The following is a 24,121-nucleotide window of genomic DNA, read 5'->3' on the forward strand; positions in this document are numbered from 1 at the left end:
GAACGGATTGACTCTTTACGCGAGAATATCTTTCAGCAGGTGGTCTTCGTCGGCGGGGCCGATGAGGCGCTGGTCGAGTCCCTGGTAGGGGAATTTGAATTTACGGGCTTCGAATCCGGTGAGGTGCAGGATAGTCGACTGCAGATCGCGGACACTGGTTTTGTTTTCGACAATGAAGTAACCGAGTTCGTCTGTCTGGCCGTAAGAGAAGCCTTTTTTGATGCCGCCACCGGCCATCCAGATGGTGTAGCAGTGGGGGTGATGGTCGCGGCCGAGGAACTTGGAACCGTTGCGTTCTTCGTTCATGGAGGTTCTCCCGAACTCACCGCTCCAGACGACGAGCGTATCATCGAGCAGTCCCCGCTGTTTCAGATCGGAGATCAACGCGTAAAGGGGGCGGTCAATGTCTTTGCATTTGTTGGGGACGCCGGTGATCAGGTCGTTGCCTTTCCCGGTGCCGTGCATGTCCCAGCCGTAATCGAAGAGCTGGATGTAGCGAACGCCGCGTTCGACCATGCGACGGGCGAGCAGACAGTTGTTGGCGAACGACGGAGCACCACCGGTGGTGCCATACAGTTCGTGGGTCTCTTTGGTTTCGCTGGCGAGGTCGACGGCTTCGGGGACCGACATCTGCATGCGGAACGCGAGTTCGTACTGGTTGATGCGGGTGAGGGTTTCGGGGTTGCCGAACTGTTTGAGTTCGAATTCATTCAGCGACTTCAGGGCATCCAGGCTGCGCCGGCGGACATCGCGGTTGATGCCTTTGGGATTGGAGACGTAGAGAATGGGATCGCCTGTGGTGCGGCATTGCACGCCCTGGTAGACGGAGGGGAGGAAGCCGCTGCCCCAGAGACTTTTTCCGCCACTGGGATCGCTGCCGCCACTGAGCAGCACCATGAAGCCGGGCAGGTTCTTGTTTTCAGAACCGAGACCGTAGGTGATCCAGGAACCCATCGAGGCGCCGCCGAAGCGGGGGGAGCCGGTGTAAAGGAACAGTTGGGCGGGCGCGTGGTTGAACTGGTCGGTGTGCATCGATTTGATGACGGTGATTTCGTCGGCGACTTTCTGGAAGTTCGGGAGCAGTTCGCTCATCCAGATTCCCCCTTCGCCGTACTGTTTGAATTTGTACGGGGTGCCCAGCATCTTGGGGTGCCCTTTGATGAAGGGGAAGCCGCGCCCTTTCAGAAACGAATCGGGGCAGGGCTGCATGTTGCGTTTGATGAGTTCGGGTTTATAGTCGAACAGTTCCTGCTGCGGAGGGGAACCGGCCATGTGCAGAAAGATGACGCTTTTGGCTCTGGTCGGCAGCCGATACGCGGGGAGTTCGGCATCGTGTTTCGCGGGGGGGCTGGCGGCGAGCGGTTTGTTCTCGGCGAGCATGGCGCCGAGTGCGAGAGAGCCGATACCGGTGGAACCCTGGGCGAGGAAATGTCGTCGGGTGACTGCCTGCAGATGTTGTTGTTTGAGATTCATGATTTATCCTTTGGTGAGCACACCATCCATATTGAGCAGTACATTGGCGATGATCGTCCAGGCAGCGAGCTCGGCTTTGTCGTATTGATCGGACAGAGGATTCAGCGCATTCTCGTTGAGCTGCGCGGCTTCCTCGGGATGCGATTTATAGTAAGCGAGTTCGGATTCATAGAGCTTGAGCAGCGGCTCGATCTGTTCGGGCTGAGGTGGACGAACCAGGCAGAGCTGCAACGCGAACTCGATGCGGTCGCGAGGCGTGTCGCCTCCTTCTTTATGAATGCGGCGTCCCAGTGCCTGGGCGATTTCGATGAAGACGGGATCGTTCATGGTGATCATCGCCTGCAGCGGTGTGTTGGTGCTGATGCGGCGTATCGTACAGATTTCCCGGCTGGGGGCATCGAAGGTCGCCATGGACGGGTAGGGGACGGTGCGCCGCCAGAAAGTATAGAGGCCGCGACGGAAGCGGTTGTCATCTTTACTGGTGGCCCAGGTCCGTTGTCCGTTGAACGCGGCCCGCCAGATGCCTTCGGGTTGCACGGGGTAGACAGAAGGTCCGCCGATGGTTCGGTTGAGCAGGCCACTCAATGCGAGTGCCTGATCGCGGATCATTTCGGCTTCCAGTCGATATCGGGCACCCCGCGAGAGCAGACGGTTGTCGGGATCTTTTTCGAGATGCACGGGCAGGGTGGTGGAATCCTGCCGATAGGTGCTGGACATCACGATGGTTTTGAGGAGGGCTTTCATATCCCAGCCGTTGCTGACGAATTCGGTAGCGAGCCAGTCGAGAAGTTGCGGATGACTGGGGAGTTCTCCCTGGGTGCCGAAATCTTCTTCGGTAACCACGAGCCCTTTGCCAAACAGTTGAGACCAGAATCGATTGACGGCGACGCGGGCCGTCAACGGGTTCTGAGGATCGGTGAGCCATTTCGCAACGGCGATCCGGTTTTCAGGAACATTTTTGGGGAGCGGATTGAATGCTTTGAGGACAGCGGGTTCGACGCGATCACCGGGTGTGAGGAAGCTGCCTCGGACCATGATATGGGTTTCGCGCTGTTTGTCGGCAGGGAGTTCCTGCATGACGGGGAGCTGCGGGTAAACGGGTCTGGCTTTCTGCAGTTTCGCGATCTGGTCCCGCGTTGGTTTCAATGCGGGGGCGATGCTGCGGTAGTAAGTGGCCAGTTTGTCCTGGTCAGCGGGGGTACGGTCTTCCGGTTTTGTGTCGACGATGGCGAGGATGTCATCGCTGACTTTGAGTCGGGGTTCGAGTTTGGATTCGGTGGTAAAGGAGAGCCGGAATCGTCCGAGGGCGTATTGTGGATCTTTATAATTGTGGGAGAGTTTGATGAGCAACCGCTGTTTGCCGGAATCGGCTGCGGGTTTGTTTTCGAGGATGTAATACGCAGAGTTGGGTTTGCCGAACTGCGGTGCGATGCCCCAGCCTTTCTGGTTTTTGCTGGCAGGGTCGATGCTGGCGATGACCGGGAAACCGGACTGCGAGAAAGAAGCGAAGGCACGACGAATCGGGAGGGAACGTTCGTTCGAAACAGGCAGAGTGACAGACGGTTTGGGAGAGTCGGCAACAATGGTCTGCCAGACGACGTTGCGTGCGTCGTCGAGCAGGCTGACTCTGAAGTTGGCCAGACGCTCGCCGTTACCGTCGGTGCGGTTCCAGATGACCACGCGATCGACGGGTGTGTTCTGTTTCAGTTTGAGTTCCCACCAGGGTGCGACTTCGGTTTTCGTATGAGTCGTCGACTTTGCATTGAAGTAATGGCCGTCGGTATTGCCGTCAATCGCGAGACTGGCAGGGCCGTCGTAAGCGACGCTGGACTGGGTGGCGGTTCCCTGGGCGGCGATGTTCGTGTCCTGCTGGAAGACCTGGACTTCGGCGAGCGACAGGATCTGCTGTTCGGTTCCCTGCTGTTCGATCCGCAGGAACTGTCCCTGTACCGGAGTGTTTGCGTTGAGTGGTTTGCCGGTGAGGCTGATTTCCGAGAGCACGAAGTTACCGTCCTTGGCGCGGCCGGGCCCTTGAGCGGGCAGACTGGGGTCGGGAAGGACTTCGAGTCGCAGGGCTTTGAGAGACTGCAGATCGACTTCGGTTTCGATCGTGTAGGTTTCGTTCGAGGGAGATCCGCTGGCGAGAATGGATTGATCGTCGCGGATTTCCAGTTTGGTTTTATCGGAAGAGGAAGTCGCAGCGAGCGGAGTCAATGTCTGCCAGTCGGGCTTGGCATGCAGAGTGGCTTCCCATTTCTGCTGGGCGGCAGCGAGTTCCGGGGTTGGTGTCTGCAGGAGTTTGTTGAGTGCCGCGATTTCCGTTTCGATGCGGCTGGTTTCTTTCACCATCGCTTTGGTCGGGGCAGCGATGGTAGGGGCATCGGTGGGTTGATCGTTGTCTGCGGTCTGATTGAAGAAGGCGTAGAGCTGATAGTATTCCTTCTGCGAAATCGGATCGTATTTATGGGTGTGGCATTTCGCGCAGCCCATGGTCAGCCCCATCCAGACCTGGATGGTCGTATCGACACGATCGCTGACTGCGGCGACGCGGAATTCTTCATCGTCGGTTCCGCCTTCGGTGTTGGTCATGGAATTACGATGGAAGGCGGTGGCGACCTGTTGTTCGAGCGTGGCTTCCGGCAGGAGGTCGCCGGCCAGTTGTTCGAGGGTGAACTGATCGTAGGGCATGTTGTTGTTCAGCGCGGAGATGACCCAGTCGCGATAACGCCAGATGGTCATGCGCAGGGGATCGGAGCCATAACCTTTGGAGTCGGCATAGCGGGCGAGGTCGAGCCACTTCCGAGCCCAGCGTTCGCCGTAAGCAGGATCTTTCAGAAAGCGATCGACGAGTTTTTCGTAAGCGTCGGGAGCTTTGTCGTTGATGAACTGATCGACTTCGGCCTGGGTAGGAGGCAAGCCGCGAAGATCGAAGCTGAGACGTCGGATGAGTGTATGACGACTGGCTTCCAGGCTGGGTTTGAGGCCGGCTGCTTCGAGTTTTGCCAGAACGAAGTGATCGATGGCATTGGTGGGCCAGTTCTGTTGTGTGACAGTCGGCAGGGGAGGACGTTCGGGAGGAATGAACGACCAGTGCCGGGAGTAGGGCGCGCCCTGATTGATCCAGGCTTTGATTTTGGCAATCTGTGCGTCGGTCAGTTTTTCTCCGACCTCGGGGGGCGGCATGACGGCGTATTCGTCTTTGGAAATGATGCGGCGAACGAGTTCGCTCTGATCTGCTTTGTGAGGGATAATCGCGTGGGCATCGCTGGGAAGTTTCGCGATGGCGGCAGGACGCTGATCGAGGCGGAGTTCTGCTTCGCGGGTTCCTTCATCAGGGCCGTGACAGTGAAAACAGTTCTTGGACAGAATGGGGCGGATGTCGCGATTGAAGTCAATGTCGCTGCTGGCGGCGGACTTCTCCTGGGCTTTTGCTGCGGGAGATTCCGCGTAGACCGCGGTTGTCACGGTGATCAGCAGGAATGCGAGGCCTGCCTGAGAAATCCGTCTCAGGGAGAGATCAAACATGGGTATTCACCTTCGGGTAGGAACGCAAGCCGGTACGCAGGTGAATCGACACTCTCGCAGAGTCGCATCAGAGTGTCGCCTGATTCCGTCATTGCTATTTCAGGTTTGGTGACACCAGTCCGTCGGTCTGTAAGATCAACGGTAGCTGACCGTTTGAGAGACGATCAGCAGGTAAGTTCAAATAATGCAGGAGGCTCTAAAGCCACCTGTTATTTTAACTTCCGGAGCGAGCAGATGCAAGAAGTTGTCCCGTTTTGTGGGGAGATGAGCTTACGAATGATCCCGGATATGTTGAGATTATTCGATTCCCAGGTTCCGCTCGATATTGCGGGCTTTGTTGCTCATGACCCATTTCTGCCACCAGCCATCAACCTCTTTTTCTTTGGGGCGATCGCCACGGGCTTCGTCGCCGACGTAGCCCCACTGGTCGATTTCTTCTTCACCGCTCCAGTCTGCATCAAAAGGTTTGGGCTTGAAAGCCCGCATGGCTTCATGATTCAGTTCAGAAATCGGTTGCATGATCGAATTGCAACTGGTTGCCAGAAAGAGGGCTGGAGAGAGGACGATACACGTCAAAATCAACGATTTCATGAGATGTTCCTCCATACAATCTACGTCAGCAGAGGACAAGCTGGTCCTCAACCGTTAAGATTGATGGTCACCTGATTGGATGTGATAATTATTGAGTGGGGGGAGATCCCCGTGAGAGAGAGAACGGCATTTTAAACATTTCGAAAACTGAGTCTACCCCTGTTTGTGAGGGGGAGACTCAGGTGTCTTACGTCACTGCTGTGAAGGAGTTTACGTGGATTCAGCTTTAGATGTACTTGTAGTGGCACCGCATCCCGATGATGCGGAAATCAGTGTCGGGGGGACGATTCTGGCCTGCAAAGCGCTGGGGATGCGAGTGGGGGTTGTGGAATTAACCAATGGTGAACCAACGCCTTATGGCAGTCCTGAGATTCGGGAAAAGGAGACGGCGGCATCGAGTGAGGTGCTGGATCTGGACTGGCGCGAGAATCTGGGACTGCCGAATCGGAGTCTGGAATCAAACCTGGAAGCACGACGAGAACTGGCGATTGTCTTTCGGACACAGCGTCCACGGATCATTCTGGCTCCGTACTGGGAGGATGTGCATCCCGATCATGTGGCTGCCAGCCAGCTGGTGGATGCGGCTCGTTTCTGGGCCAAGCTGAGTAAAACGGACATGCCAGGGGAACGGTACTGGCCTCCTCAGATGTATTATTTCTGGAGCATTCATCTGCGAATTCATCCCAAACCAAGCTTTGTTTTTGATATTTCAGAGTATATTGATCAGAAAATGCAGGCGGTGCGAAGTTATGAAAGTCAGATGCTCACAGGCCGTCCGACTGAACATCCGACCGTTCTGGACGACATCAAAGACCGGGCGCGTTACTGGGGCTGGACGATTCACCGGGCTTATGGTGAACCTTTTGCCAGTCGGGAAGAGATCGGAATTCAAAGTTTTCTGCCATTAACGTCTGCGGAATGAGCGTAGAGACAGATAGTTCTGATGAATACGTCGATCGATGAAGGTGTTCTGATTCAGGAAGAAAATAAGCCTGTTTGGCGGCTGATTTTCGGATCAACCTTGAAAATTCGTACTTTCATCGGTTACACTTTGATGAAGAGTGTTAAGAATTTATTTGAAACACAGAAACGGGGAAGTTGTATTCGTCAGATGTGTACGATCTGTATGCCTTTCCTGATTGAAGTCAAACTGTTGTTTCAACCCCGCCTTCAAAATGCACAGTGCAACCCTACCTTCTGACATAATACATGAGGAGAAAAAAGAAGATGTCTCAACAATCTCGTCGCGAATTTCTTGAACAATCGATGTTTGCTGCTGCCGGTGCAGCTGCTTTGAGCACTTCGATTCCTCAGCTGTTAGCAGCCGAGTCACAGTCCAGCAGCCCGAACGAAAAACTGCGGGTTGCCTTGCTGGGTGTGAATGGCCGTGGTCAGTCTCACCTGAGTGCCTTCGCCGGTCGCAAGGATACAGAGATCGTTGCTATCGTTGATCCTGACGAGAGCGTCGGAATGACTAAGGGTGTAGGTAACGTTTACAAGAAGACCAACAAAAAACCTGCTTATTATAAAGATCTGCGAAAAGCATTTGACGATCAGGATATCGATATCGTCAGCATCGCGACTCCCAACCACTGGCATGCCCTGGGAGCGATCTGGGCGATTCAGGCTGGTAAAGATGTTTACTGTGAAAAGCCAGTCAGCCACAATGTGAGCGAAGGCCGACGTATCGTCGAAGCAGCCCGCAAGCACAATAAAATCGTTCAGACAGGAACGCAGTGTCGTTCACAACCCGGTCTGATTGATGCCGTGAAATTTGTGAAAGCAGGTGGCATTGGTGAAGTCAAACTGGCTCGAGGTACCTGTTACAAACGTCGTAAATCTATCGGTCCGAAGGGGAACTACGATGTTCCTGCCAGCGTTGATTATGATCTGTGGCTCGGACCTGCACCAATGGCTCCACTGACTCGTCAGCGGTTCCATTACGACTGGCACTGGCAGACACCAACCGGTAACGGTGACCTGGGTAACCAGGGGATTCATCAGATGGACGTTGCCCGCTGGGGTTTAGGCGTTGATAACGTTGGTTCCAGCGTGCAGGCTTACGGTGGCCGTTTGGGTTACACCGATGCCGGCGATGTGGCGAATACCCAGGTCAGCATTCACCAGTTTGGTGACAAGCGACTGGTATTTGAAGTTCGTGGTCTGGAAACCGACGATTACCGTGGAGCCAAGGTTGGAGTGATCTTCTACGGCACCGACGGTTATGTTGTGATCCCCAGCTACAACAGTGCATCTGCATTCGACCTGGATGGAAAACTGATCAAGAAATTCTCTGGATCAGCAGACCACTTTGCAAACTTCGTCGATGCGGTTCGCAGTCGAAAAATCAGTGATCTGAATGCAGATATTGAAGAAGGTCATATTTCCAGTGCCCTGTGTCATCTGGGTAACATCTCTTACGAACTTGGCGAAAAGATGCCTGTGAAGGAAGTCGCCGGTGAGTTCAAGGGAGACAGCGAAGCTCTGGAAACACTGGGCCGCTTCCAGGATCACCTGAGCAATAACAAGCTCGACAAAAATGATACTGTAATCAGCATGGGCCCCAAACTGGCTCTGGACAGCAAGTCAGAAACCTTCACCGGTGGCATGGCTTCCCAGGCAAATCCAATGCTGTCTCGCGAGTATCGTAAACCATTCGTGGTTCCGACTACCGCCGAGCTGTAAGATTTAACGACTTGAATTAGATATCAACAGGCCCCTCAATTTTTGTGGTTGAGGGGCCTGTTTTCGTAAGAGCGGTCACTTAATGCTCAGGAAGAATGGCTGTCCCTGTTTTCCTCTTTCTCGCGCGAAGATCTGCTCAACAGCTGATACAGGGATGATTCCAGGAACTGTTGTGCGAGGCATTCACCGACGTGTTCTTCTTCATCGACAATCACATCTGCACCTGCCGCCAGAAGTTGCCAGTGATGCAGGTGATAGCGGCAGCGAACATACAGCGAAGTGCCTGGCGCCATTTGTCTGACCAGGTGAATGACCTGTCGGCCTACGGTCGGGCTGGGGAGGGTGATAATCACCAGCCGGGCACGGTAGAGCCCCGCATGTTCCAGCACTTCGATTTGAGTCGCATCTCCGAGTTGGGCATCCAGTCCGTATTGTTTTGCGATCTGTAGATTTTCGTGATTCAAATCAATGACAACGATTTGCTTCAATCCAACTTGCAGCAGTTCTCCCGCGACCCGTTGGCCGGCAGGTCCGAAACCCAGAATAATTATGGTTTCCGATTCTGGTTTTGCGGGTGGTTCTGCACTCGTCATTGCTGCGGCGGGCTGAGTATCTGGCTGATCTGGTTTTCGTTGCGTCAAACGACGAATCAGATTTGCTGCTCCTGGAGCCAACTGGATTAGATAGGGAGTTAATAACAGCGTCGCGATGGTCGCGGCAATCATTGCGCGAAACGTGGATTCGGACAGGATGCTGCTGACGCCGGGTTCTCCCCGCGCGACGGTTGCCAGCACGAACGAAAATTCCCCTACCTGGGCCAGACAGAGTCCGGTTCCGAGGGCAAACTGCCAGGGTAGACCACACAGATAAGTCAGACCGAATGTGATGACCAGTTTACCGAGAACAATCGCGGCAACGACTGCCAGTACGAGTCCCAGGTGACCGGCAATCCAGGCCAGGTCAGCGAACATGCCGACGGCAGCAAAGAACAGGGTGACGAGAACTGTTTTCAGTGGCTGGACATCGGCCCTGATTTGAGTGGCGAAGGGAGAGATCGCGAGCAGAACGCCTGCGACAAATGCACCAAGTGCCGGACTGAGTCCGAACTGATGCGCCGACCAGGCAGATCCCGCGGCCATCAGCATGGCGAGCAGAATCGGGAAATCACGATTGCGCCGCAGAGAAGAGAGTTCGAGCACACGGGGCAGAACAAAATTGAATAGTCCATAAAATACGCTGACAAAGACCGCAGCCAGCAGTAGTGAAAGGCCTAACTGCACAATGACCTCACCCGGAGTTCCCCCATTGAGCAGTGCGGTCACAATCAGCATCAGTGGAATCACAGCGATGTCCTGGACGAGCAGGATGCCTAAGGCAGTTCGTCCATGGGGAGAATCGAGTTCCGCACGATCGTTCAACATGCGAACCACGCAGGCGGTACTGCTGAGTGCGATCATGGCTCCGACTGCCAGGGATTCTGCTATCGAAAACCCCAGTAACGTCGCAACCGCCAGTCCTGCCAGCAGAGTGAAAATCACCTGCAGCGACCCAGCCAGCAGAGGAACTCGTCCCAGTCGGCGCAGGCGGGGGAGCGAGAATTCGAGTCCAATGGCGAACAGCAGGAGAGCTACTCCCAGTTCTGCGAGATCAAAGATATCTTTCTGATTTGAGACCCAGCCAAACATATTGGGGCCGACCAGGGTTCCCGCGGCAATGTATCCCAGGAGCGCGCTTTGTCGCAGTTGCTCGGCGATGGTTCCCAGTAGTAGCGCAGCTCCCAGCAGGATCAGAATGCCTGCCAGGGATTTCCACATCGTCCCATCAGTGACAGCAAGCATGGGAGAGAATTCAAGCAGTAAACTGCCACTGGTGAGATGAAACATTGCTGGCGTATCCTTGGACTTTGTCAACTTCCGTGTCTGAAAAGCAATTCGCGCCTGTTATTGTAGGCCTGTCCATGAAGCAGGCCAACGGGTGAAATGCATAAATCGCATTTCGTCTGATCGATTCCTGGCGCAAAGTAGTGTCGAATTATAGAGAACGTTGCCGAAGACTGTCAGCAGATCAGAGTGACTCTTTTTGAAACAGAAGAGTAATTTGAGTGACTGGAAAGGGCTGGCTTGAAATCCGACTGGAACATCAAAACTAATGCTGTATAAATCGTGACACGCAGTTATAATCGGCGACGACTCCGGTATCAGGATTTTTCATTTAGTGATGGATGCATTTGATGTTTCAGTTTTTCTCCGGCGCGAAGAAGCAGATCAAGAACAAGGTCAAACGGGCGGTGATCAGACATCACCGTCGTTCGGGGGCCGTTCTCTTCAGCGACACGACCCTGCGCGATGGTGAACAGATGCCAGGGGCGACGCTGGATCCGATCGAGAAACTTCAGATCGCGAAAGCGCTTGAAGCGGCGGGAGTCCATTCGCTGGATGCCGGTTTTCCAGCTTCTTCTCAGGCTGATATTGAAGCAATTCAAAGCATGGTGGGTGTGATCAGGAAGCCTGTTTTAACGGCTTTGTGTCGGACCTTACCCGGGGATGTGGATGCGGCTGACGAGGCACTGGCAGGGAATCCACCTCACAAACGAGGTGTCAGTCTGTTTTGTGGAACAAGCCCTTTACATCGGCAGTTCAAACTGGAAAAAAGCAAAACCGAAGTTCTGAAACTGATCGTGGACAGCATCCGGTATGCCGCCGACAAGTTTGACATTGTGGCGTTCAGCCCGGAGGATGCCAGTCGTACGGAAGTTGATTTTCTCTGTGAAGTCTACCGGGAAGCGATCGCCGCCGGTGCGACAACCATTGGATTTCCGGATACGGTGGGGATCCTGACCCCCTGGAAAGCGCAGGATTTTATCTGTCGGATTCAGGATGAAGTGCCGGGAATCGAAAACGTACTGCTGGCGGTTCATTTCCATAATGATCTGGGGCTGGCGGTGGCGAATACTCTGGCCTGTATTGACGCCGGCGCAAACGTAGTGCAGTGCACGGTCAATGGAATTGGTGAACGGGCCGGCAATGCGGCGCTGGAAGAAGTGGCGATGGCACTGCAGCTGCATCAGGAAGAATACCAGCGTCCACATCATCTGGATGTATCTCAACTGGCGCCCCTTTGTAAGCTGGTGGCAGAGCTGACCGGGATTCCGCTGTCACCGATGAAACCGGTTGCCGGCAGTAATATCTTTGCGACCGAAGCCGGGATTCACCAGGATGGCCTGTTGAAGAACCCCGATACCTATTTGCCTTATCGACCGGAGACGGTTGGTGAGACCGGTATCCGACTGGTGCTGGGGAGGCATAGCGGCCGAAAAGCGATCCTGCATCGACTGCATGAACTGGGGAAGGAACCTACTGAGCAGGTTGTGCAACGCGTTCTGCAGGCCATCAAAGAACTCCCCAAAGGAGAGCTCGTTGACGATGATCTGCTGCTGAAGTTGACGAATTGACAGTGTCGATTGAAACTACGCGAAGTAATTGACGGCATTGCGGAAGAGCTGCATGCCGGCCCCTTCACCGGTGAGTCCCAGACGCGTCCACTGCGGATGCTGTGTGGCAAACAGGAATCGTTCCGGATGAGGCATCAATCCCAGTACGCGACCGGCAGGATCACTCAAAGCGGCAATGTTATAAGCAGAGCCGTTCGGGTTCACCGGGTAGGGAAGAATTTCTTCCTGCAGTGTCGTTTCTGCATCCCCGGCTGTCCGGTAACACATGGCGATCTGTTGATTCTCCTTCCAGCCTTCAATGATGGCAGGATCGCTGACGGCAATGCGACCTTCGGCGTGTGCGATCGGCAGTTCGATCTGATCGATTCCCTGCAGGAACACATTTTGTGGCGCTACGACTCCCAGGTTGACCCAGAGAGATGTGTATTTTCCATTTGTGTTCCAGGTGAGTGTGGCATCGCGGGACTTTTCAGCCTGGGGAGGCCAGCCCGTTGCACCGCCGGGCAGGATTCCCGCTTTGAGCAGAACCTGAAATCCGTTACAGATGCCCAGAACCAGTTTATCTGCCGCGAGGAAGTTGCCAATCACATCAGCCAGTTGCCCCTGAAGATGACTGGCGAAGATGACGCCAGCTCCCACATCGTCACCATAACTGAAACCTCCTGGCAGGCAGAGGATCTGATAGTCGTTCAGTTGGCTGGGGTTTTCCAGAAGTTTTAACAGATGAATCCGCGTTGATTCGGCTCCGCACAAATCAAATGCATGTGCTGTCTCGATATCGCAGTTGGTGCCCGGGGCACGTAACACACAAACTTTGGGAGGAGTAGACATAAGAGCAGAATTCATCCTTATTCCAATTCAATTTCGATTTGCGAAGTCATAGTGCTTCGTTACTGAGGATGCTATTCCGAATTCGGCTTTACTTCCAGCGTCAGCAGCAGCTTACCATTCGAAAAAGCAGGTTTTCCTGATCCCCAGAGTCGTGATCATGATTGTACATTCATAAATATAGAAATACGAGTAAGTTATGACAAAGAAACGGTTACAGATGTGTGAAAAACCGGTCTATTCGGCGTATGTGGCATCTGTTATAGTTCTTACCTTATCCCAGAGCCCGTTCCGGCCTGATTCTCATCATGGGGACCAGCCTGATTTTTTCTGAGTACCCTGTTTTATGAATCCCTGTTTTCGATTGTTGCTGATCACATTATTGCTGCCTGTGTGTACGGGCTGCATTAATGCCTCGAATACGCGGATTTCCCGTATTTTTTCGGGGCGCCAGGCAATGACTCGCAGCGATAAAATGGAAGAACGGAAAATGCTGGAACTGGAAGATCCACTCCCTTCCAGTGCTTTGGGACCAGGAGTTGTGCGGCCGCGTGATTTCAGCACACAGCGGACCGAGTCTCGACTGGCAATCGAACAGTCGATTCGTACACGACCTTACGTTCAGCCACGTCCGGGAGAGGCATTGCATCCTGTGCCTCAACTGTCAGATGGCAATTCGAAGTATCCGGAAGTGATCCGTCCATAATCGGATGTGTGTCGCTTTTTCCTGACTACTGCTTTTCATTACCCTGACATATCGTACAATGCTGTAAGTGAGACGAAGCTTTCAACTCTGTTCAGGGTCAGTGGCTATTTTGCGATATCGATTTTTTCTTAACAAACAACGACCAGTCATTCGCACTCTCATTGCGAGACTCCTGCTTGTTTCAGGTCTTATGATCGCAGGGGGACAGGCAAATTTGATGGCTCAGGCGGAGATTAACCGTTCCATCGATGCCCAGGGGAAGAAGTATTACACCCTGCCAACGCGAACAGCCGTCAGTCGTGGTCTGCAGTTTCTGGCGGAACGCCAGCATTCTGATGGTTCTTTTGGTTCAGGTTCCACCTTCAAAAGTAATGTCGCGGTGACGGCACTGTGTGGCATGGCTTTTCTCGCGGATGGAAATACCCCCGGAAGGGGCAAGTATGGAATCCAGGTGCAGAAGGCCGTTGATTTCATTCTGGCGTCCTGCAAGCCTTCAGGTTATATCATTTCCCCCGATAGTATTTCTCATGGGCCGATGTACGGTCACGGATTTGCCACGTTATTTCTGGCGGAAGTCTATGGAATGACTCACAGTAAGGATGTCCGTGCTAAACTGGAGAAGGCGGTTGAGCTGATTGTGAAATCGCAGAATTCCAAAGGGGGCTGGCGTTACACGCCGGAGAGTAAAGACGCGGACCTTTCTGTGACCGTCTGTCAGATCATGGCGCTGCGGGCGGCACGCAATTGCGGGATCTTTATTTCCAAAGATGTCATTGATCGCTGTATCGATTATGTAAAGCAGAGCCAGAACCCGGATGGCGGATTTCGCTACCAGCTGGTTCGCCAGGCAGAGAGTGAGTTTCCCCGATCTGCTGCCGGCGTTGTTGCCTTATACAGTGCAGGCATCTATGAAGGCCCCGAAATCGAAAATGGACTGGGGTACCTGATGCGGCATCTGCCGAACCAGCGTTACTTTCGCGGCAGCCACTACTATTACGGACAATACTATGCCGTCCAGGCGATGTGGCAGGCAGGGAGAAATTACTGGGAAGGCTGGTATTCCGCAATTCGTGATGAGCTTCTCTCCGGGCAGATGTCGAGTGGCAGCTGGAGACCGGACAGTTCCAACTGTGTGGAATACAGTACCGCCATGTCGTGTATCGTTTTACAGATTCCCCGGAATAATATACCGATCTTCCAGCGTTGAAATGTTTCGCTTTTATTGTCTCTGGTGACCTCATGCGATCTGTCGTACCCTTCATTTTATACATGCTCATCGGAATTACGTTTCTGGATCCGGTACAGGCTGCGGAACTGGAGCTGGTCAGTGGTGAAAAACTGAAAGGGACGCTTACAGAAATCAAGCAGAATCAGATGACATTGCAACTGAAGACGGAGAGCAAGACTGTCGCAGCCGCTGATGTCATCCGTGTCAATCTGGACTATGCCCGCCTTCCCTGGAAAAAAACGGGGATGCTGATTCTGGCAAACAATGATCGCATTCGGGGGAATCTGGTTCGTTCTGAAGACGATTTTCTGCTGATTCGAATGAATGCACTTCCGGAGCAACCGGAATGGCGTGTGCCTCTGGAAACGGTCACGACTGCTTTTTTTGACTGGCCTGCGTCGCGATTCACACAACTCGAGTTGCTGAAAAAAACAGACCGGCCGAAGCAAAATGATGATCTCTTCTTTCTGAAAAATGGAGATCATCTGCAAGGGGAGTTCATCGGTTTCAACGAGAACTCATTCCGTTTTGACTCAGCTGCAGGAGAAACTTCCGTTCCGCGCGGAGGGATTCAGTGTTTCTGTTTTAATCCGGAACTGGTTAATTTTCCCCAGCCGAAACAACTGCGGTATGTTCTGAATCTGACGAACGGAACGCGTGTGACGGTATCGGAACTGGCATTGAGTCAGGAAACGGTTTCGGCAAAGACCTTATTCGGTGCCAGTCTTGTCTGTCCGCTGAGTATGATCGAAACAATTACTCCTCGGGGTGGTAAGTCGATTCCGGTTACCGATCTGGATCCTGCCGCATACCGGTTCACTCCTTATTTCAGCCAGAAATGGAACTGGGAACGGAATCGCAATGTACTCCGCGGTCCTCTGGTCACTGAGGGGAAAGAATATTTCTCTGGTCTGGGGATGCATAGCGCAGGCGAGTTACAGTATCAGCTGGATGGAAAGTATGCAGGATTTCAGACGGCGGTTGGTCTGGATGAAGCGACGACCGGTCGGGGGGACGTGGATGTTTTCATTCTGGTGGATCAGCGCGTCGTTTTTCAGCAGTCCCTTTCAGATAACCAGAGGCGGCTGGTAGAGGTCCCGCGCATCGATGTCACTGGCGCTCAGGAACTGATTCTGAAAGTCGAGTTTGGGAAGAACGCAGACATGGATGATCATGTCAACTGGCTGCGTCCCGTACTGCTGCAAAAACAGTAATTCTGTTTTTTGAATGTCACACTAAAGTTGACTCGTCAATCAGTAGCATCATCGAACTGTTTTTTCTATTCTGGTGGACAGCTTCGCATGATTGTCCCACCTGTTAATTCCAAACCATTACAAAGAAGACATCTAATGAAATCAATTTCTACACTGCTGTTATTGTTTACGCTGTGTCTCACGCCATCGCTGGTTGCTGAAGAACAGGTTGATACTTCCCCGGCTCCTGTAAAGATCGTGAAAGTATTTCCCTACCTGAAAATTGACCGGCCGATTGTCATTACGCATGCAGGCGATGATTCGAATCGTCTGTTTATCGCCGCTCAAAAAGGGAAGATCTTTGTTGTTCCCAATACACCCGAAGATGAAGATCTGGAAGAAGGGAAGTTGTTTCTCGATATTTCGGAACGAGTCTCTTACCACGATAAGAAGAACGAAGAAGGTTTGCTGGGACTGGCTTTTCACCCCAATTACAAAACCAACGGTGAATTTTTCGTCTACTACAGTACGCCTGGTAAATCCCATAATTATTCCGTGATTTCCCGCTTTAAGGTCTCCAAAGATAATCCCGATAAAGCGGCTGCCGATTCAGAAGAAGTTCTGATGCGCGTTGCACAGCCTGCCTGGAATCATAATGGCGGAACAATCGTCTTCGGGCCGGATGGCATGCTGTATATTGCTTTTGGGGACGGCGGAGCAGGCGGGGATGCCTTCCATAACGGACAGAACCTTTCCAGCGTACTGGGGAGTATCTGTCGGATTGACGTGGATCATAAGTCGGAAGGATTGAACTACGCGATTCCCAAAGACAACCCGTTCGAAGACGGGAAGAAAGCAACTTTCCCGACCATCCGTAAAGAAATCTGGGCGTATGGATTACGTAACCCCTGGCGGATTGCTTTCGATACCAAAACCGGTGTGCTGTGGGCAGGCGATGTCGGACAAGGGGTCTGGGAAGAAATTGACCTGATCGTCAAAGGCGGAAATTACGGTTGGTCCGTCCGCGAAGGGAAACATCCTTTTGGGCTGAATGGTGTCGAACCCCGCAAGCATTTGATTGAGCCGATCTGGGAATACGATCATGAAGTCGGCAAGTCGATTACTGGCGGTTCGGTTTATCGTGGGAAAGCGATTCCCGCCATCGTGGGATCCTACATTTACGGTGATTATGTCTCCGGGAAATTCTGGGCGTTGAGCTACGATGCCAAAAGTAAGAAGGTGACCGCTAATCACGTGATTGAATCCCCCAGTATCCCGGTGATGACGTTCGGCACCGATCAGAACGGGGAAATGTTTCTTACTTCTTCCTTCAGCGAAATCTTCATGCTGAAAGCGAAGTAGGGGAATCCCGAAATTCAGAGTGTAATAAAAAACCACGGAGCCCTGATGTTGGTCTCCGTGGTTTTTTTATCTGAGAAGGTTATTCAGAACCGTCAGACTTCGACGGCGTATTTCTGCAGATCTTCGAGGTCGACGAATTCGAGTGTTGAAATGTGACAGGCTTCCAGTTTGACTCGTGGTGCCATTCCTGCTTCGAGTGCTTCTTTCCAGCGTTCGACGCACAGGCACCAGCGATCCCCCGGTTTCAGGCCCGGAAAGTCGTACATGGGATGCGGCGTACTCAGGTCATTTCCACGTTCCTTTGAAAATTCCAGGAATTCTGCTGTCGCTTCGATGCACACTGTATGCAGCCCCATATCAGACGCTCCTGTATTACAGCAGCCGTCCCGATAAAATCCGGTGACAGGATCCATCGAACAGGTTTCCAGTTCGGTGCCGAGAACATTTTTTGCTTTTTTCTGAGTCATATTAGAACCGGTCTACCTCTCTGTAAGCTTCAATGACGGCCATGTCACCTTCTTTGCCCGGTTTGGAATTGCCATGTTCCATTCCAATAATTCCGTCAAATCCTTTGGAGTGAATGTGCTTGAAGACATTCAGATAATTGATTTCGCCTGTGCCCGGTTCTTTACGGCCCGGGTTATCGCCGGATTGAAAATAGCCAATTTCATCCCAGCTGTTGTCGATGTTGACAATCAGGTTTCCTTCGGTGATCTGCTGATGATAAATGTCAAACAGAATTTTACAGGAAGGGCTGTCAACTGCTTTACAGAGCGCATAGGCCTGAGGAGAGCCCTGCAGGAATACACCGCCATGATTGGCAAACCAGTTTAATGGTTCCAGGACCATCACCATGCCGTGTGGTTCAAAGATGTCGGCACAGCGTCTGAGTAATTCGATCACGTTGGCCGTCTGATAGCCTTCTGCCAGGCGACTGCGAGGGCCTTCGTCCAGATTTCCCGGAACCACGGTCATCCATTTTGCATTGACACGTTTGGCGACTTCGACCGATTCCTTGATGTCTTTCAGAACGGAATCCCAGACTTCTTTGTCCTTGCGGGTGAACGTTGTTTTGCCAATCGAGCCATGGGCGACGAAGACCCCCATCTGCATGTTAAGTTTTTCCATCGTATCTGCAATTTTCTGCTGCAGTTCTTTGGGTTTCTTTTTCATGCCGTTGTCTTCCCAGGCGGTGAACCCCTGGTCGGAGGCGAATTTCAGCTGATCAATGGGATCGTCGCCGGCAGCATTTTTAAACATGCCAAAGTGGGGAGCGTATTTGAGCTGGAATGGTTTGGGCTGGTCTTCTCCCGCTGCTTGAGCAGCAGTTCCGGCTATGAGGGCAGCACTCCCTGCTGCCAGACTGTTTTTCAGAAAATCTCGACGTTGCATCTTCTGGACTCCTTGTTGTGGAATTAATGCTGGTATGCGTCTGAATCAATGATGCCATTCATAGAATGATTAAGATTCGAATCCAATGTTTTTGAGACATGAATGTCATACTGGACTCAAGTGAATGTTGAATCGCTGGGCTTATTCTAGTCAAAACGGGTAGAGGATGCACCCGATTTTGTAAGGATTCAATCGTCCCGAATCAAAGTTAGTCAGGGTATCTGGAATCAGGAAACTCAGTGTACTGTTGAGTTTTATCAGGAGAGACCGGGAAGCCGAATTACGACCACGATTCCAATGCAGGCCAGAATTACCAGCAGCGATTTCAGCAGGATAGAAAGTGGCGAAAACAGCAATGTGGCTGCAATGACGAGAACTACAATTGAGATCGCCTGGATTTTGACACTCAGACGCACGCCTCCATCCTGTTGCCATTCTTTCAGAACCTGTCCCAGAACAGGCGACCGCAGCAGTGCAGCATTTAATCGCGGAGAGGTTCTGATGAGAAAATAACTGGTCAGTAAGAGAAAAGGTGTGGTTGGCAGAACGGGTAAGGCAACCCCCAGTACACCCAGGATAAAAAACAGGGCAGCCAGGATGAGGTAGATGATTTTTCTAACGCCGGTTACAGTCGGAACCGCTGATTGATCCAGAGTGTCGAGAAAATCAGGATGAATCTCGTCTAAGACAATGCGCTCGAACGTGTGTCCGCTTTGATCGGATTCACGAGAGAGGTCATCTTGCGGCTGCGAATTACGAATCATGTGATTCAAGATCTGAACAGGAACAGAAACAGAAGGATTCTGAATTTTAACGGAATCCCGGTCTGTCACAAGCCCGAATCAAGGGGGATATAGTGAGGCAGATCCCGCAACATTCCGAAGATCATTTCAACGGGAAGGCAACATGCCTCCGCGGACTGCACCGGCTTCCGTGTTACCATAATTGTCTGCAAACAGCGGGTTCAAAGGGCGACTGTTGGGAACAGCTAACCAGACGCGCAGTAAATGTCGTTTCAAATGCGGTTCTTCCGCGTCTTCAAAGTCATCACGACGATGAAATGTGACCCAGTTGTTCAGGAAGAGCAAGTCACCCGGTTCCTGCCGGAAGGTGACACTGAATTCGGGAGATTCGGCTACCGCTTCCAACTGGTCCAGCGCCTCTCGCTGTTGCGATGTCATATCGGGAAGTTCTGGCGCGGCATAAGCACGTTCAATCAGAACCCGTAAAAAACTGCCGGCAAAATGTCCGTTTTGGACAGAGAAGACCGGTTGCTGGCAGAACGGTTTCTGATTTCCTGTATCGACATTATGTCGGAGATAATAATAAGGCTGCATCAGGGTTTTCGTCAGTTCGGGATAACGCTGACGCATTTCGTTGAACAGGGAAACAGAACTGACCAGCTGATTGTTTCCTCCTGAAAGTGCCTGCTGCAGGCAGAGAAAACCGATCACGTCACAGCGGTCTGTATGGAAGCTTAAGCGTTTGCGTGTGTTGGGGCCGCGTGCTTCTTTCTGCCCGACCTGATAGCCTTCGTCTCTTACATGGAAGATCTTTTCACCACTTGCGCTTTGTGAAACCGGAGTGCCCAGATGATCTGAGATCAACCAGAACAGCAATTCCAGTTCGTTAGCAGAATAGTTTTCGACCGGCAGGCGTTGCAGCTGGCAGGCTCCCGAACCGGTTTCCAGTTGTTGCTGAATTTTTTGTAAAACAGGCCCGAGATGCGGAAGGGGAAAACGGGCTGATGTGATTTGTTCCGGTTTCAGATTTTCGTTGGAGAGTGTATCGAGCGCCTGCTGGAGGTCATCCAGATGATGTTGTGTTAAAGTGACTCGCCAGTCATCACGGGTGAATAATTCATCGCCTTTCCAGGCTGCCGGTATGGAAAACGCTGCCGGTAGATCGTCGGCAGTCTGCTGGTCACTCACGCTGAATCATCTCCTTCGAAATCAGAACACTAAGGGGTTGAATTGATTTTAACAGATTGATTCAGTGGAGAAAAGTTGCCTGCTCATTTCCTGCCGTTGATTGAAGAAACCGCTTTTTCTCGTTTTCCATTTTCAGACAACGATTGATTGTTTCAATGAGTCGCTTGCGGTCAATCGGCTTACTGAGATATTCATCACAACCGGCTTTAATACATTTTTCACGATCCCCTGCCATGACATTCACGGTTAGAGCAATGATGGGTTTGGTGAAGCCCAGAGAGCGTATTTGACGTGTTGTCGAATATCCATCCAGAATCGGCATCTGAATATCCATCAGAATCAGATCATAAGTGGCACCGATTTCACCGTCCGATGTGGCGTTCTGGATTTCAGCCAGTGCCTGATTACCATTTTCGACAACCTTCACATCTGCTCCCGCTTTATTCAACAGAAATTTGATCAGGCGTTGATTATAGATACCATCTTCTACCAGCAGGATTCTGATGTTCGGATTGAGAAGTTCATCACTCACTATAGTGGTTTGAGTTTCCCGGATAAGTCCGGGCGCATAAAACAGCTGCCTTTTTTCTGCCCGGAAATTACCCGTGGCGATCGTGATGTCTATGGAAATCAGAGATTTATTTCGTACATGGTGTTTCGTTGAGATCTGACCTCCCAGTAAAGTTGCCAGTTGTCGACAGACAAGCAGCCCCAGTCCCGTTCCACTGTCGAGGCCAGGCATGATCGCCTCTTCCAGTTGTGTGCAGGCAAAGAGCTGCTGCAGATGCGAATGTTCAATTTCTTTGTTTTTGAAGATCACCTTGAATGACAGAATTTGTTTCCCTTCAGGATTCAAATCGGAACTGATTTTCAGATCAATACTTTCTGTACCGGCAAATTTGATTGTCAGTCGCAGTACGTTTAACAGAATCTGCTTGAGACGAATCGGGTCGGACTTGATTGACTCCGGCAGCTCATTTTCAAGAGTGACGTTGAAGGGAATTTCTTTGAGTGCTGCTTTTCGACTCATCAGGGCATGAACATTTTCGATTACAGTCATCGGAGCACATTCCAGTAACTCCATGTCAAACCGTCCTTCTTCGATTTTTGACAGATCCAGAAAGTCGTTCACTGATTTCAGAAGATATTCTCCATTAATGTGAATGGTTTCAGCTGATGTATGAGTAAATGGATCCTGGGCAGATTCAAGGATCATCTCTGAAAAACCCAGTATTGCAGTGAGAGGTGTTCGAATTTCGCGGCTCATCATCGCCAGAAAATTCTTCTTTTCCTCGATTGCCAGTTTTGCTTCCTGCTGTGTACGTTTTAATTCTTCTTCGGCCTGCACCCGTCGGTGGATATCAGTCATGCATCCGGTCATTCTGACTGTCTGACCTGATTCATTGCAAAGTATTTTTGAGAATCCATGAAACCAGCGATAAGTACCTCCCTTAATACGCAGGCGGTACTCCAGATCAAAACCGGTATTTTTGCTTAAGGCGTCATCAAAGGCTTGAAGAGTTGCCTTCAAATCGTCGGGGTGAAGCAGAAGTTTGAACGTTTCCATGCTGGACTCGATTTCCTGGTTCCGGTAACCAATCAGCTCATAAAAGCGGGGAGACCACCATTGCTCAGTCGAATTCAGATCGTACCAGTCCCAGATTGCCTGCGAGGAGCAATTCAACAGACCTTCAAGATGTTTTCTATTATTTCTGATGGATTCAATCTGCTGATCGCGCTGTAACAGATCAAAACTGGTAGCGATGAAGCCGGAAAATTCTCGAGAAGCAGAGGGACGCGGGTCAGCATGGCATTGGAACCGGCGATAATGTCCGTCATACCGTTTCAGTCGATATTCACATTGAAACGCTTTCTGAGTTTCGTACGCTTCTCGCCAGGACTGAAGAAATCCATTCAAATCATCAGGATGAATGAACTGCTGCCAGCCCTCGTTAAGGTTTTGTTCCAGCGTACTATTTGTGAACAGTAGCCATGCCTGATTAAATAAATCAAACTGCTGATCTGAATTCGTAGTCCAGAACAGTAGACCTTTGTTACTACAGATCTGAGAGGGTTCCGATGTGGGGGGGAGAGTCATGAATCAATCCTGTAAGAGCTTTGGAGTTACTCAAGTATTATCTCTCCTAATACTCTACTAATTCTGTGTATATCTTGACTTTTTTCTTACCCGAACCAGGCTTGCAAGTAAATGAGCTTTAATTAATGGAATCACCTCAGCCGCCTGCTGATTCTGGTGGTGAAAGAAATATTTCGTTGTAGAAATCATGAGGTATTTCACTTGATTTCCAGTTAAAAAAAACGGGAAACGGCTCTGATTTAACAATTGGAATAATTAGGGGGATCAATTGAGACATAACGTCTGCCTTGTCGAGTTTTCCCCTCCTTAACCTGTCTGGTTCTCAGCGAGATCAGTGTACTAAAATGACAGGAGGCGAATCAGTTACAATTCCTTGTATCATATCAGTTAACTGCTATGTGTTATTAAGCAGATCAGGGGCAAGTTGATGAAGCAGACTCTTAATTATTTTGCTTATGGATCAAACCTGCATCCTTTGCGCCTGCAGTCAAGAATCGGAGTATGTCAGTTACAGGCTGTGGCACAGCTGAAGGGGGCGCAACTCTGTTTTCACAAAGCAGGACTCGATGCCTCGGGAAAATGCGACATCGTCTTAGCTGCGGAAGCAGACTCATCAGTCTGGGGTGTGGTTTACCAGATTTCACCAGAACAAAAAAGAATACTCGATGAATATGAGTCGCTGGGAAAAGGCTATCAGATTCTCAATACAGAAGTTGTGTCAGGCGACAACCAGAGCCTCTCCGTTTATACCTATCAGGCAATGGGTGAGTTCATTGACCCTCAACTACGGCCGTTTGACTGGTACCATGAATTCGTACTGCAGGGGATCTGCTTTCATCAATTTCCCTCAGAGTATCAGGAATTGATCCGGGCTGTCAAAATGATTGAAGATCCCGATAAAGAACGGTCAGCACGCTATCAGGCTTTGTTAAGGGAAATTCGGGAGTCATTACCGGGGAAGCAGGCAGATTGACATCCCGAACGTGTTTTTTGTCGTCAAAGCCAGTGTGAGATGATTTCGTAAATCATTTCTTCTTCCAGTGTCTCGTGTGCCAGCAACTGGTCGACCAGGTCTCCAATCGCGGACCAGTAAGAATCTTCCCTGAGCAGGTGGTACAGGCTGATAGTTTGTTTTTCGAGATATTGCATCCGTGCTTCGCGCTGGGGAACCAGCGCCGCCGCTGCCTGCCAGGCCTGCTGCCAGTCCCCCGACCATTCGGATACAAGTGCCGGGTGAAACGGGTCGCCGGTATGGATCATTTCTGCAACAGGACCCGCTAAGGCGACGAGGACTGCTTTTTCGAGACCGGTTTTCTGATTGAATGCTCCTTCAGGCCAGGAAATCTGTGCATCGCCATAACGCTCCGGACCATCATCCCAGTCGGGATCTACAGTAACAGAATGGACCCGGGCTCCAGCGTAAACGGCGATCAGGACATGGCCTGCTTCGTGGTAAGCGGTGAGTTCTTCTGTCATTCCTGATCCAGTGAGTTCTACTTCCTAAGCGTGAAGCGAATAGTATGTCTCAATCTTCCTCGGGAATCAAATCAATCACTCCTGTTATGATCAATCAGGAAAATCATGGAACAGGTGATCTGTTTCTTAGTCTTCTTTCAAATCAGATTCCTACATTAACGAAGATGTGAATTCGACTTCTC

The 24,121-nt window shown here is 51.4% G+C and carries 19 protein-coding genes; 8 read left to right on the forward strand and 11 right to left on the reverse strand.

All coding sequences use genetic code 11. The annotated features are described in order from the left end of the window. Nucleotides 1–15: 15 nt before the first annotated feature. From ACN0YN_RS21835 to ACN0YN_RS21845, 3 genes are all read right to left on the reverse strand, one after another. Nucleotides 16–1,473 (reverse strand): DUF1501 domain-containing protein, encoded by a 1,458-nt coding sequence (locus ACN0YN_RS21835; protein ID WP_417387145.1) that lies wholly within the window; start codon nucleotides 1,471–1,473, stop codon nucleotides 16–18. A gap of 3 nt (nucleotides 1,474–1,476) precedes the next feature. Beyond that, nucleotides 1,477–4,998, reverse strand: a complete 3,522-nt coding sequence (locus ACN0YN_RS21840; RefSeq protein WP_417387146.1) for a DUF1553 domain-containing protein — start codon at nucleotides 4,996–4,998, stop codon at nucleotides 1,477–1,479. 297 nt (nucleotides 4,999–5,295) lie between these two features. Further along, nucleotides 5,296–5,589 (reverse strand): hypothetical protein, encoded by a 294-nt coding sequence (locus ACN0YN_RS21845; RefSeq protein WP_417387147.1) that lies wholly within the window; start codon nucleotides 5,587–5,589, stop codon nucleotides 5,296–5,298. A gap of 214 nt (nucleotides 5,590–5,803) precedes the next feature. On the opposite strand from ACN0YN_RS21845, the gene bshB1 reads away from it, so the two are divergent. After that, nucleotides 5,804–6,511: a bacillithiol biosynthesis deacetylase BshB1 gene (bshB1, locus tag ACN0YN_RS21850; protein ID WP_417387148.1), complete on the forward strand. Its 708-nt coding sequence runs from the start codon at nucleotides 5,804–5,806 to the stop codon at nucleotides 6,509–6,511. 305 nt (nucleotides 6,512–6,816) lie between these two features. Then, nucleotides 6,817–8,274 carry a Gfo/Idh/MocA family protein gene (locus ACN0YN_RS21855; protein ID WP_417387149.1) on the forward strand — a complete coding sequence of 486 codons (1,458 nt, stop codon included), beginning with the start codon at nucleotides 6,817–6,819 and terminating at the stop codon, nucleotides 8,272–8,274. A gap of 86 nt (nucleotides 8,275–8,360) precedes the next feature. Here ACN0YN_RS21855 and ACN0YN_RS21860 read toward each other — a convergent pair whose 3' ends face one another. Then, a complete protein-coding gene (locus tag ACN0YN_RS21860; protein WP_417387150.1) occupies nucleotides 8,361–10,157 on the reverse strand; it encodes a cation:proton antiporter in 1,797 nt (598 codons plus the stop codon). A 347-nt stretch (nucleotides 10,158–10,504) separates the two neighbouring features. Between ACN0YN_RS21860 and ACN0YN_RS21865 the strand changes: the two genes are divergently transcribed. Then, nucleotides 10,505–11,725, forward strand: a complete 1,221-nt coding sequence (locus ACN0YN_RS21865) for a pyruvate carboxyltransferase (RefSeq protein ID WP_417387151.1) — start codon at nucleotides 10,505–10,507, stop codon at nucleotides 11,723–11,725. 15 nt (nucleotides 11,726–11,740) lie between these two features. On the opposite strand, the gene ACN0YN_RS21870 is transcribed toward ACN0YN_RS21865, so the two are convergent. Then, nucleotides 11,741–12,556 carry a phosphoribosylformylglycinamidine synthase subunit PurQ gene (locus tag ACN0YN_RS21870; protein ID WP_417387152.1) on the reverse strand — a complete coding sequence of 272 codons (816 nt, stop codon included), beginning with the start codon at nucleotides 12,554–12,556 and terminating at the stop codon, nucleotides 11,741–11,743. A gap of 454 nt (nucleotides 12,557–13,010) precedes the next feature. Here ACN0YN_RS21870 and ACN0YN_RS21875 point away from each other — a divergent pair, with 454 nt between their 5' ends. From ACN0YN_RS21875 to ACN0YN_RS21890, 4 genes are all read left to right on the forward strand, one after another. Beyond that, nucleotides 13,011–13,259: a hypothetical protein gene (locus tag ACN0YN_RS21875; RefSeq protein WP_417387153.1), complete on the forward strand. Its 249-nt coding sequence runs from the start codon at nucleotides 13,011–13,013 to the stop codon at nucleotides 13,257–13,259. Nucleotides 13,260–13,476: 217 nt separating this feature from the next. Next, nucleotides 13,477–14,466, forward strand: a complete 990-nt coding sequence (locus ACN0YN_RS21880) for a prenyltransferase/squalene oxidase repeat-containing protein (RefSeq protein ID WP_417387154.1) — start codon at nucleotides 13,477–13,479, stop codon at nucleotides 14,464–14,466. A gap of 32 nt (nucleotides 14,467–14,498) precedes the next feature. Next, entirely contained in the window at nucleotides 14,499–15,701 is a 1,203-nt protein-coding gene (locus ACN0YN_RS21885; protein WP_417387155.1) for an NPCBM/NEW2 domain-containing protein, read from the forward strand. A 135-nt stretch (nucleotides 15,702–15,836) separates the two neighbouring features. After that, nucleotides 15,837–17,042, forward strand: coding sequence for a PQQ-dependent sugar dehydrogenase (locus tag ACN0YN_RS21890; RefSeq protein ID WP_417387156.1), 1,206 nt, complete (start codon nucleotides 15,837–15,839; stop codon nucleotides 17,040–17,042). A 92-nt stretch (nucleotides 17,043–17,134) separates the two neighbouring features. On the opposite strand, the gene ACN0YN_RS21895 is transcribed toward ACN0YN_RS21890, so the two are convergent. The 5 genes from ACN0YN_RS21895 to ACN0YN_RS21915 form a co-directional block, all read right to left on the reverse strand. Then, nucleotides 17,135–17,509: a DUF2237 family protein gene (locus ACN0YN_RS21895; protein ID WP_417387157.1), complete on the reverse strand. Its 375-nt coding sequence runs from the start codon at nucleotides 17,507–17,509 to the stop codon at nucleotides 17,135–17,137. A 1-nt stretch (nucleotide 17,510) separates the two neighbouring features. Next, on the reverse strand, nucleotides 17,511–18,434 hold the full coding sequence (locus ACN0YN_RS21900) for a TIM barrel protein (protein WP_417387158.1): 924 nt from the start codon (nucleotides 18,432–18,434) through the stop codon (nucleotides 17,511–17,513). A 257-nt stretch (nucleotides 18,435–18,691) separates the two neighbouring features. Next, nucleotides 18,692–19,198, reverse strand: coding sequence for a YbaN family protein (locus ACN0YN_RS21905; RefSeq protein ID WP_417387159.1), 507 nt, complete (start codon nucleotides 19,196–19,198; stop codon nucleotides 18,692–18,694). A gap of 126 nt (nucleotides 19,199–19,324) precedes the next feature. Next, entirely contained in the window at nucleotides 19,325–20,365 is a 1,041-nt protein-coding gene (locus ACN0YN_RS21910; protein ID WP_417387160.1) for a TauD/TfdA family dioxygenase, read from the reverse strand. Between the two features lie 61 nt (nucleotides 20,366–20,426). After that, on the reverse strand, nucleotides 20,427–22,463 hold the full coding sequence (locus ACN0YN_RS21915) for a PAS domain-containing protein (protein WP_417387161.1): 2,037 nt from the start codon (nucleotides 22,461–22,463) through the stop codon (nucleotides 20,427–20,429). 427 nt (nucleotides 22,464–22,890) lie between these two features. On the opposite strand from ACN0YN_RS21915, the gene ACN0YN_RS21920 reads away from it, so the two are divergent. Beyond that, on the forward strand, nucleotides 22,891–23,436 hold the full coding sequence (locus tag ACN0YN_RS21920; protein ID WP_417387162.1) for a gamma-glutamylcyclotransferase family protein: 546 nt from the start codon (nucleotides 22,891–22,893) through the stop codon (nucleotides 23,434–23,436). Nucleotides 23,437–23,459: 23 nt separating this feature from the next. Here ACN0YN_RS21920 and ACN0YN_RS21925 read toward each other — a convergent pair whose 3' ends face one another. Further along, nucleotides 23,460–23,939 carry a hypothetical protein gene (locus tag ACN0YN_RS21925; protein ID WP_417387163.1) on the reverse strand — a complete coding sequence of 160 codons (480 nt, stop codon included), beginning with the start codon at nucleotides 23,937–23,939 and terminating at the stop codon, nucleotides 23,460–23,462. Nucleotides 23,940–24,121: the final 182 nt, after the last annotated feature.

Origin of the sequence: Gimesia sp., from assembly GCF_048260065.1 — a bacterium.
GTDB lineage: Bacteria > Planctomycetota > Planctomycetia > Planctomycetales > Planctomycetaceae > Gimesia.

Coding starts and splice junctions, on each gene's coding strand:
- ACN0YN_RS21835 (WP_417387145.1), bottom strand. CDS start 1,473: ATGAATCTCAAACAACAACATCTGCAGGCAGTCACCCGACGACATTTC.
- ACN0YN_RS21840 (WP_417387146.1), bottom strand. CDS start 4,998: ATGTTTGATCTCTCCCTGAGACGGATTTCTCAGGCAGGCCTCGCATTC.
- ACN0YN_RS21845 (WP_417387147.1), bottom strand. CDS start 5,589: ATGAAATCGTTGATTTTGACGTGTATCGTCCTCTCTCCAGCCCTCTTT.
- ACN0YN_RS21855 (WP_417387149.1), top strand. CDS start 6,817: ATGTCTCAACAATCTCGTCGCGAATTTCTTGAACAATCGATGTTTGCT.
- ACN0YN_RS21860 (WP_417387150.1), bottom strand. CDS start 10,157: ATGTTTCATCTCACCAGTGGCAGTTTACTGCTTGAATTCTCTCCCATG.
- ACN0YN_RS21865 (WP_417387151.1), top strand. CDS start 10,505: ATGTTTCAGTTTTTCTCCGGCGCGAAGAAGCAGATCAAGAACAAGGTC.
- ACN0YN_RS21870 (WP_417387152.1), bottom strand. CDS start 12,556: ATGTCTACTCCTCCCAAAGTTTGTGTGTTACGTGCCCCGGGCACCAAC.
- ACN0YN_RS21875 (WP_417387153.1), top strand. CDS start 13,011: ATGACTCGCAGCGATAAAATGGAAGAACGGAAAATGCTGGAACTGGAA.
- ACN0YN_RS21880 (WP_417387154.1), top strand. CDS start 13,477: ATGGCTCAGGCGGAGATTAACCGTTCCATCGATGCCCAGGGGAAGAAG.
- ACN0YN_RS21885 (WP_417387155.1), top strand. CDS start 14,499: ATGCGATCTGTCGTACCCTTCATTTTATACATGCTCATCGGAATTACG.
- ACN0YN_RS21890 (WP_417387156.1), top strand. CDS start 15,837: ATGAAATCAATTTCTACACTGCTGTTATTGTTTACGCTGTGTCTCACG.
- ACN0YN_RS21895 (WP_417387157.1), bottom strand. CDS start 17,509: ATGACTCAGAAAAAAGCAAAAAATGTTCTCGGCACCGAACTGGAAACC.
- ACN0YN_RS21900 (WP_417387158.1), bottom strand. CDS start 18,434: ATGCAACGTCGAGATTTTCTGAAAAACAGTCTGGCAGCAGGGAGTGCT.
- ACN0YN_RS21905 (WP_417387159.1), bottom strand. CDS start 19,198: ATGATTCGTAATTCGCAGCCGCAAGATGACCTCTCTCGTGAATCCGAT.
- ACN0YN_RS21915 (WP_417387161.1), bottom strand. CDS start 22,463: ATGACTCTCCCCCCCACATCGGAACCCTCTCAGATCTGTAGTAACAAA.
- ACN0YN_RS21920 (WP_417387162.1), top strand. CDS start 22,891: ATGAAGCAGACTCTTAATTATTTTGCTTATGGATCAAACCTGCATCCT.
- ACN0YN_RS21925 (WP_417387163.1), bottom strand. CDS start 23,939: ATGACAGAAGAACTCACCGCTTACCACGAAGCAGGCCATGTCCTGATC.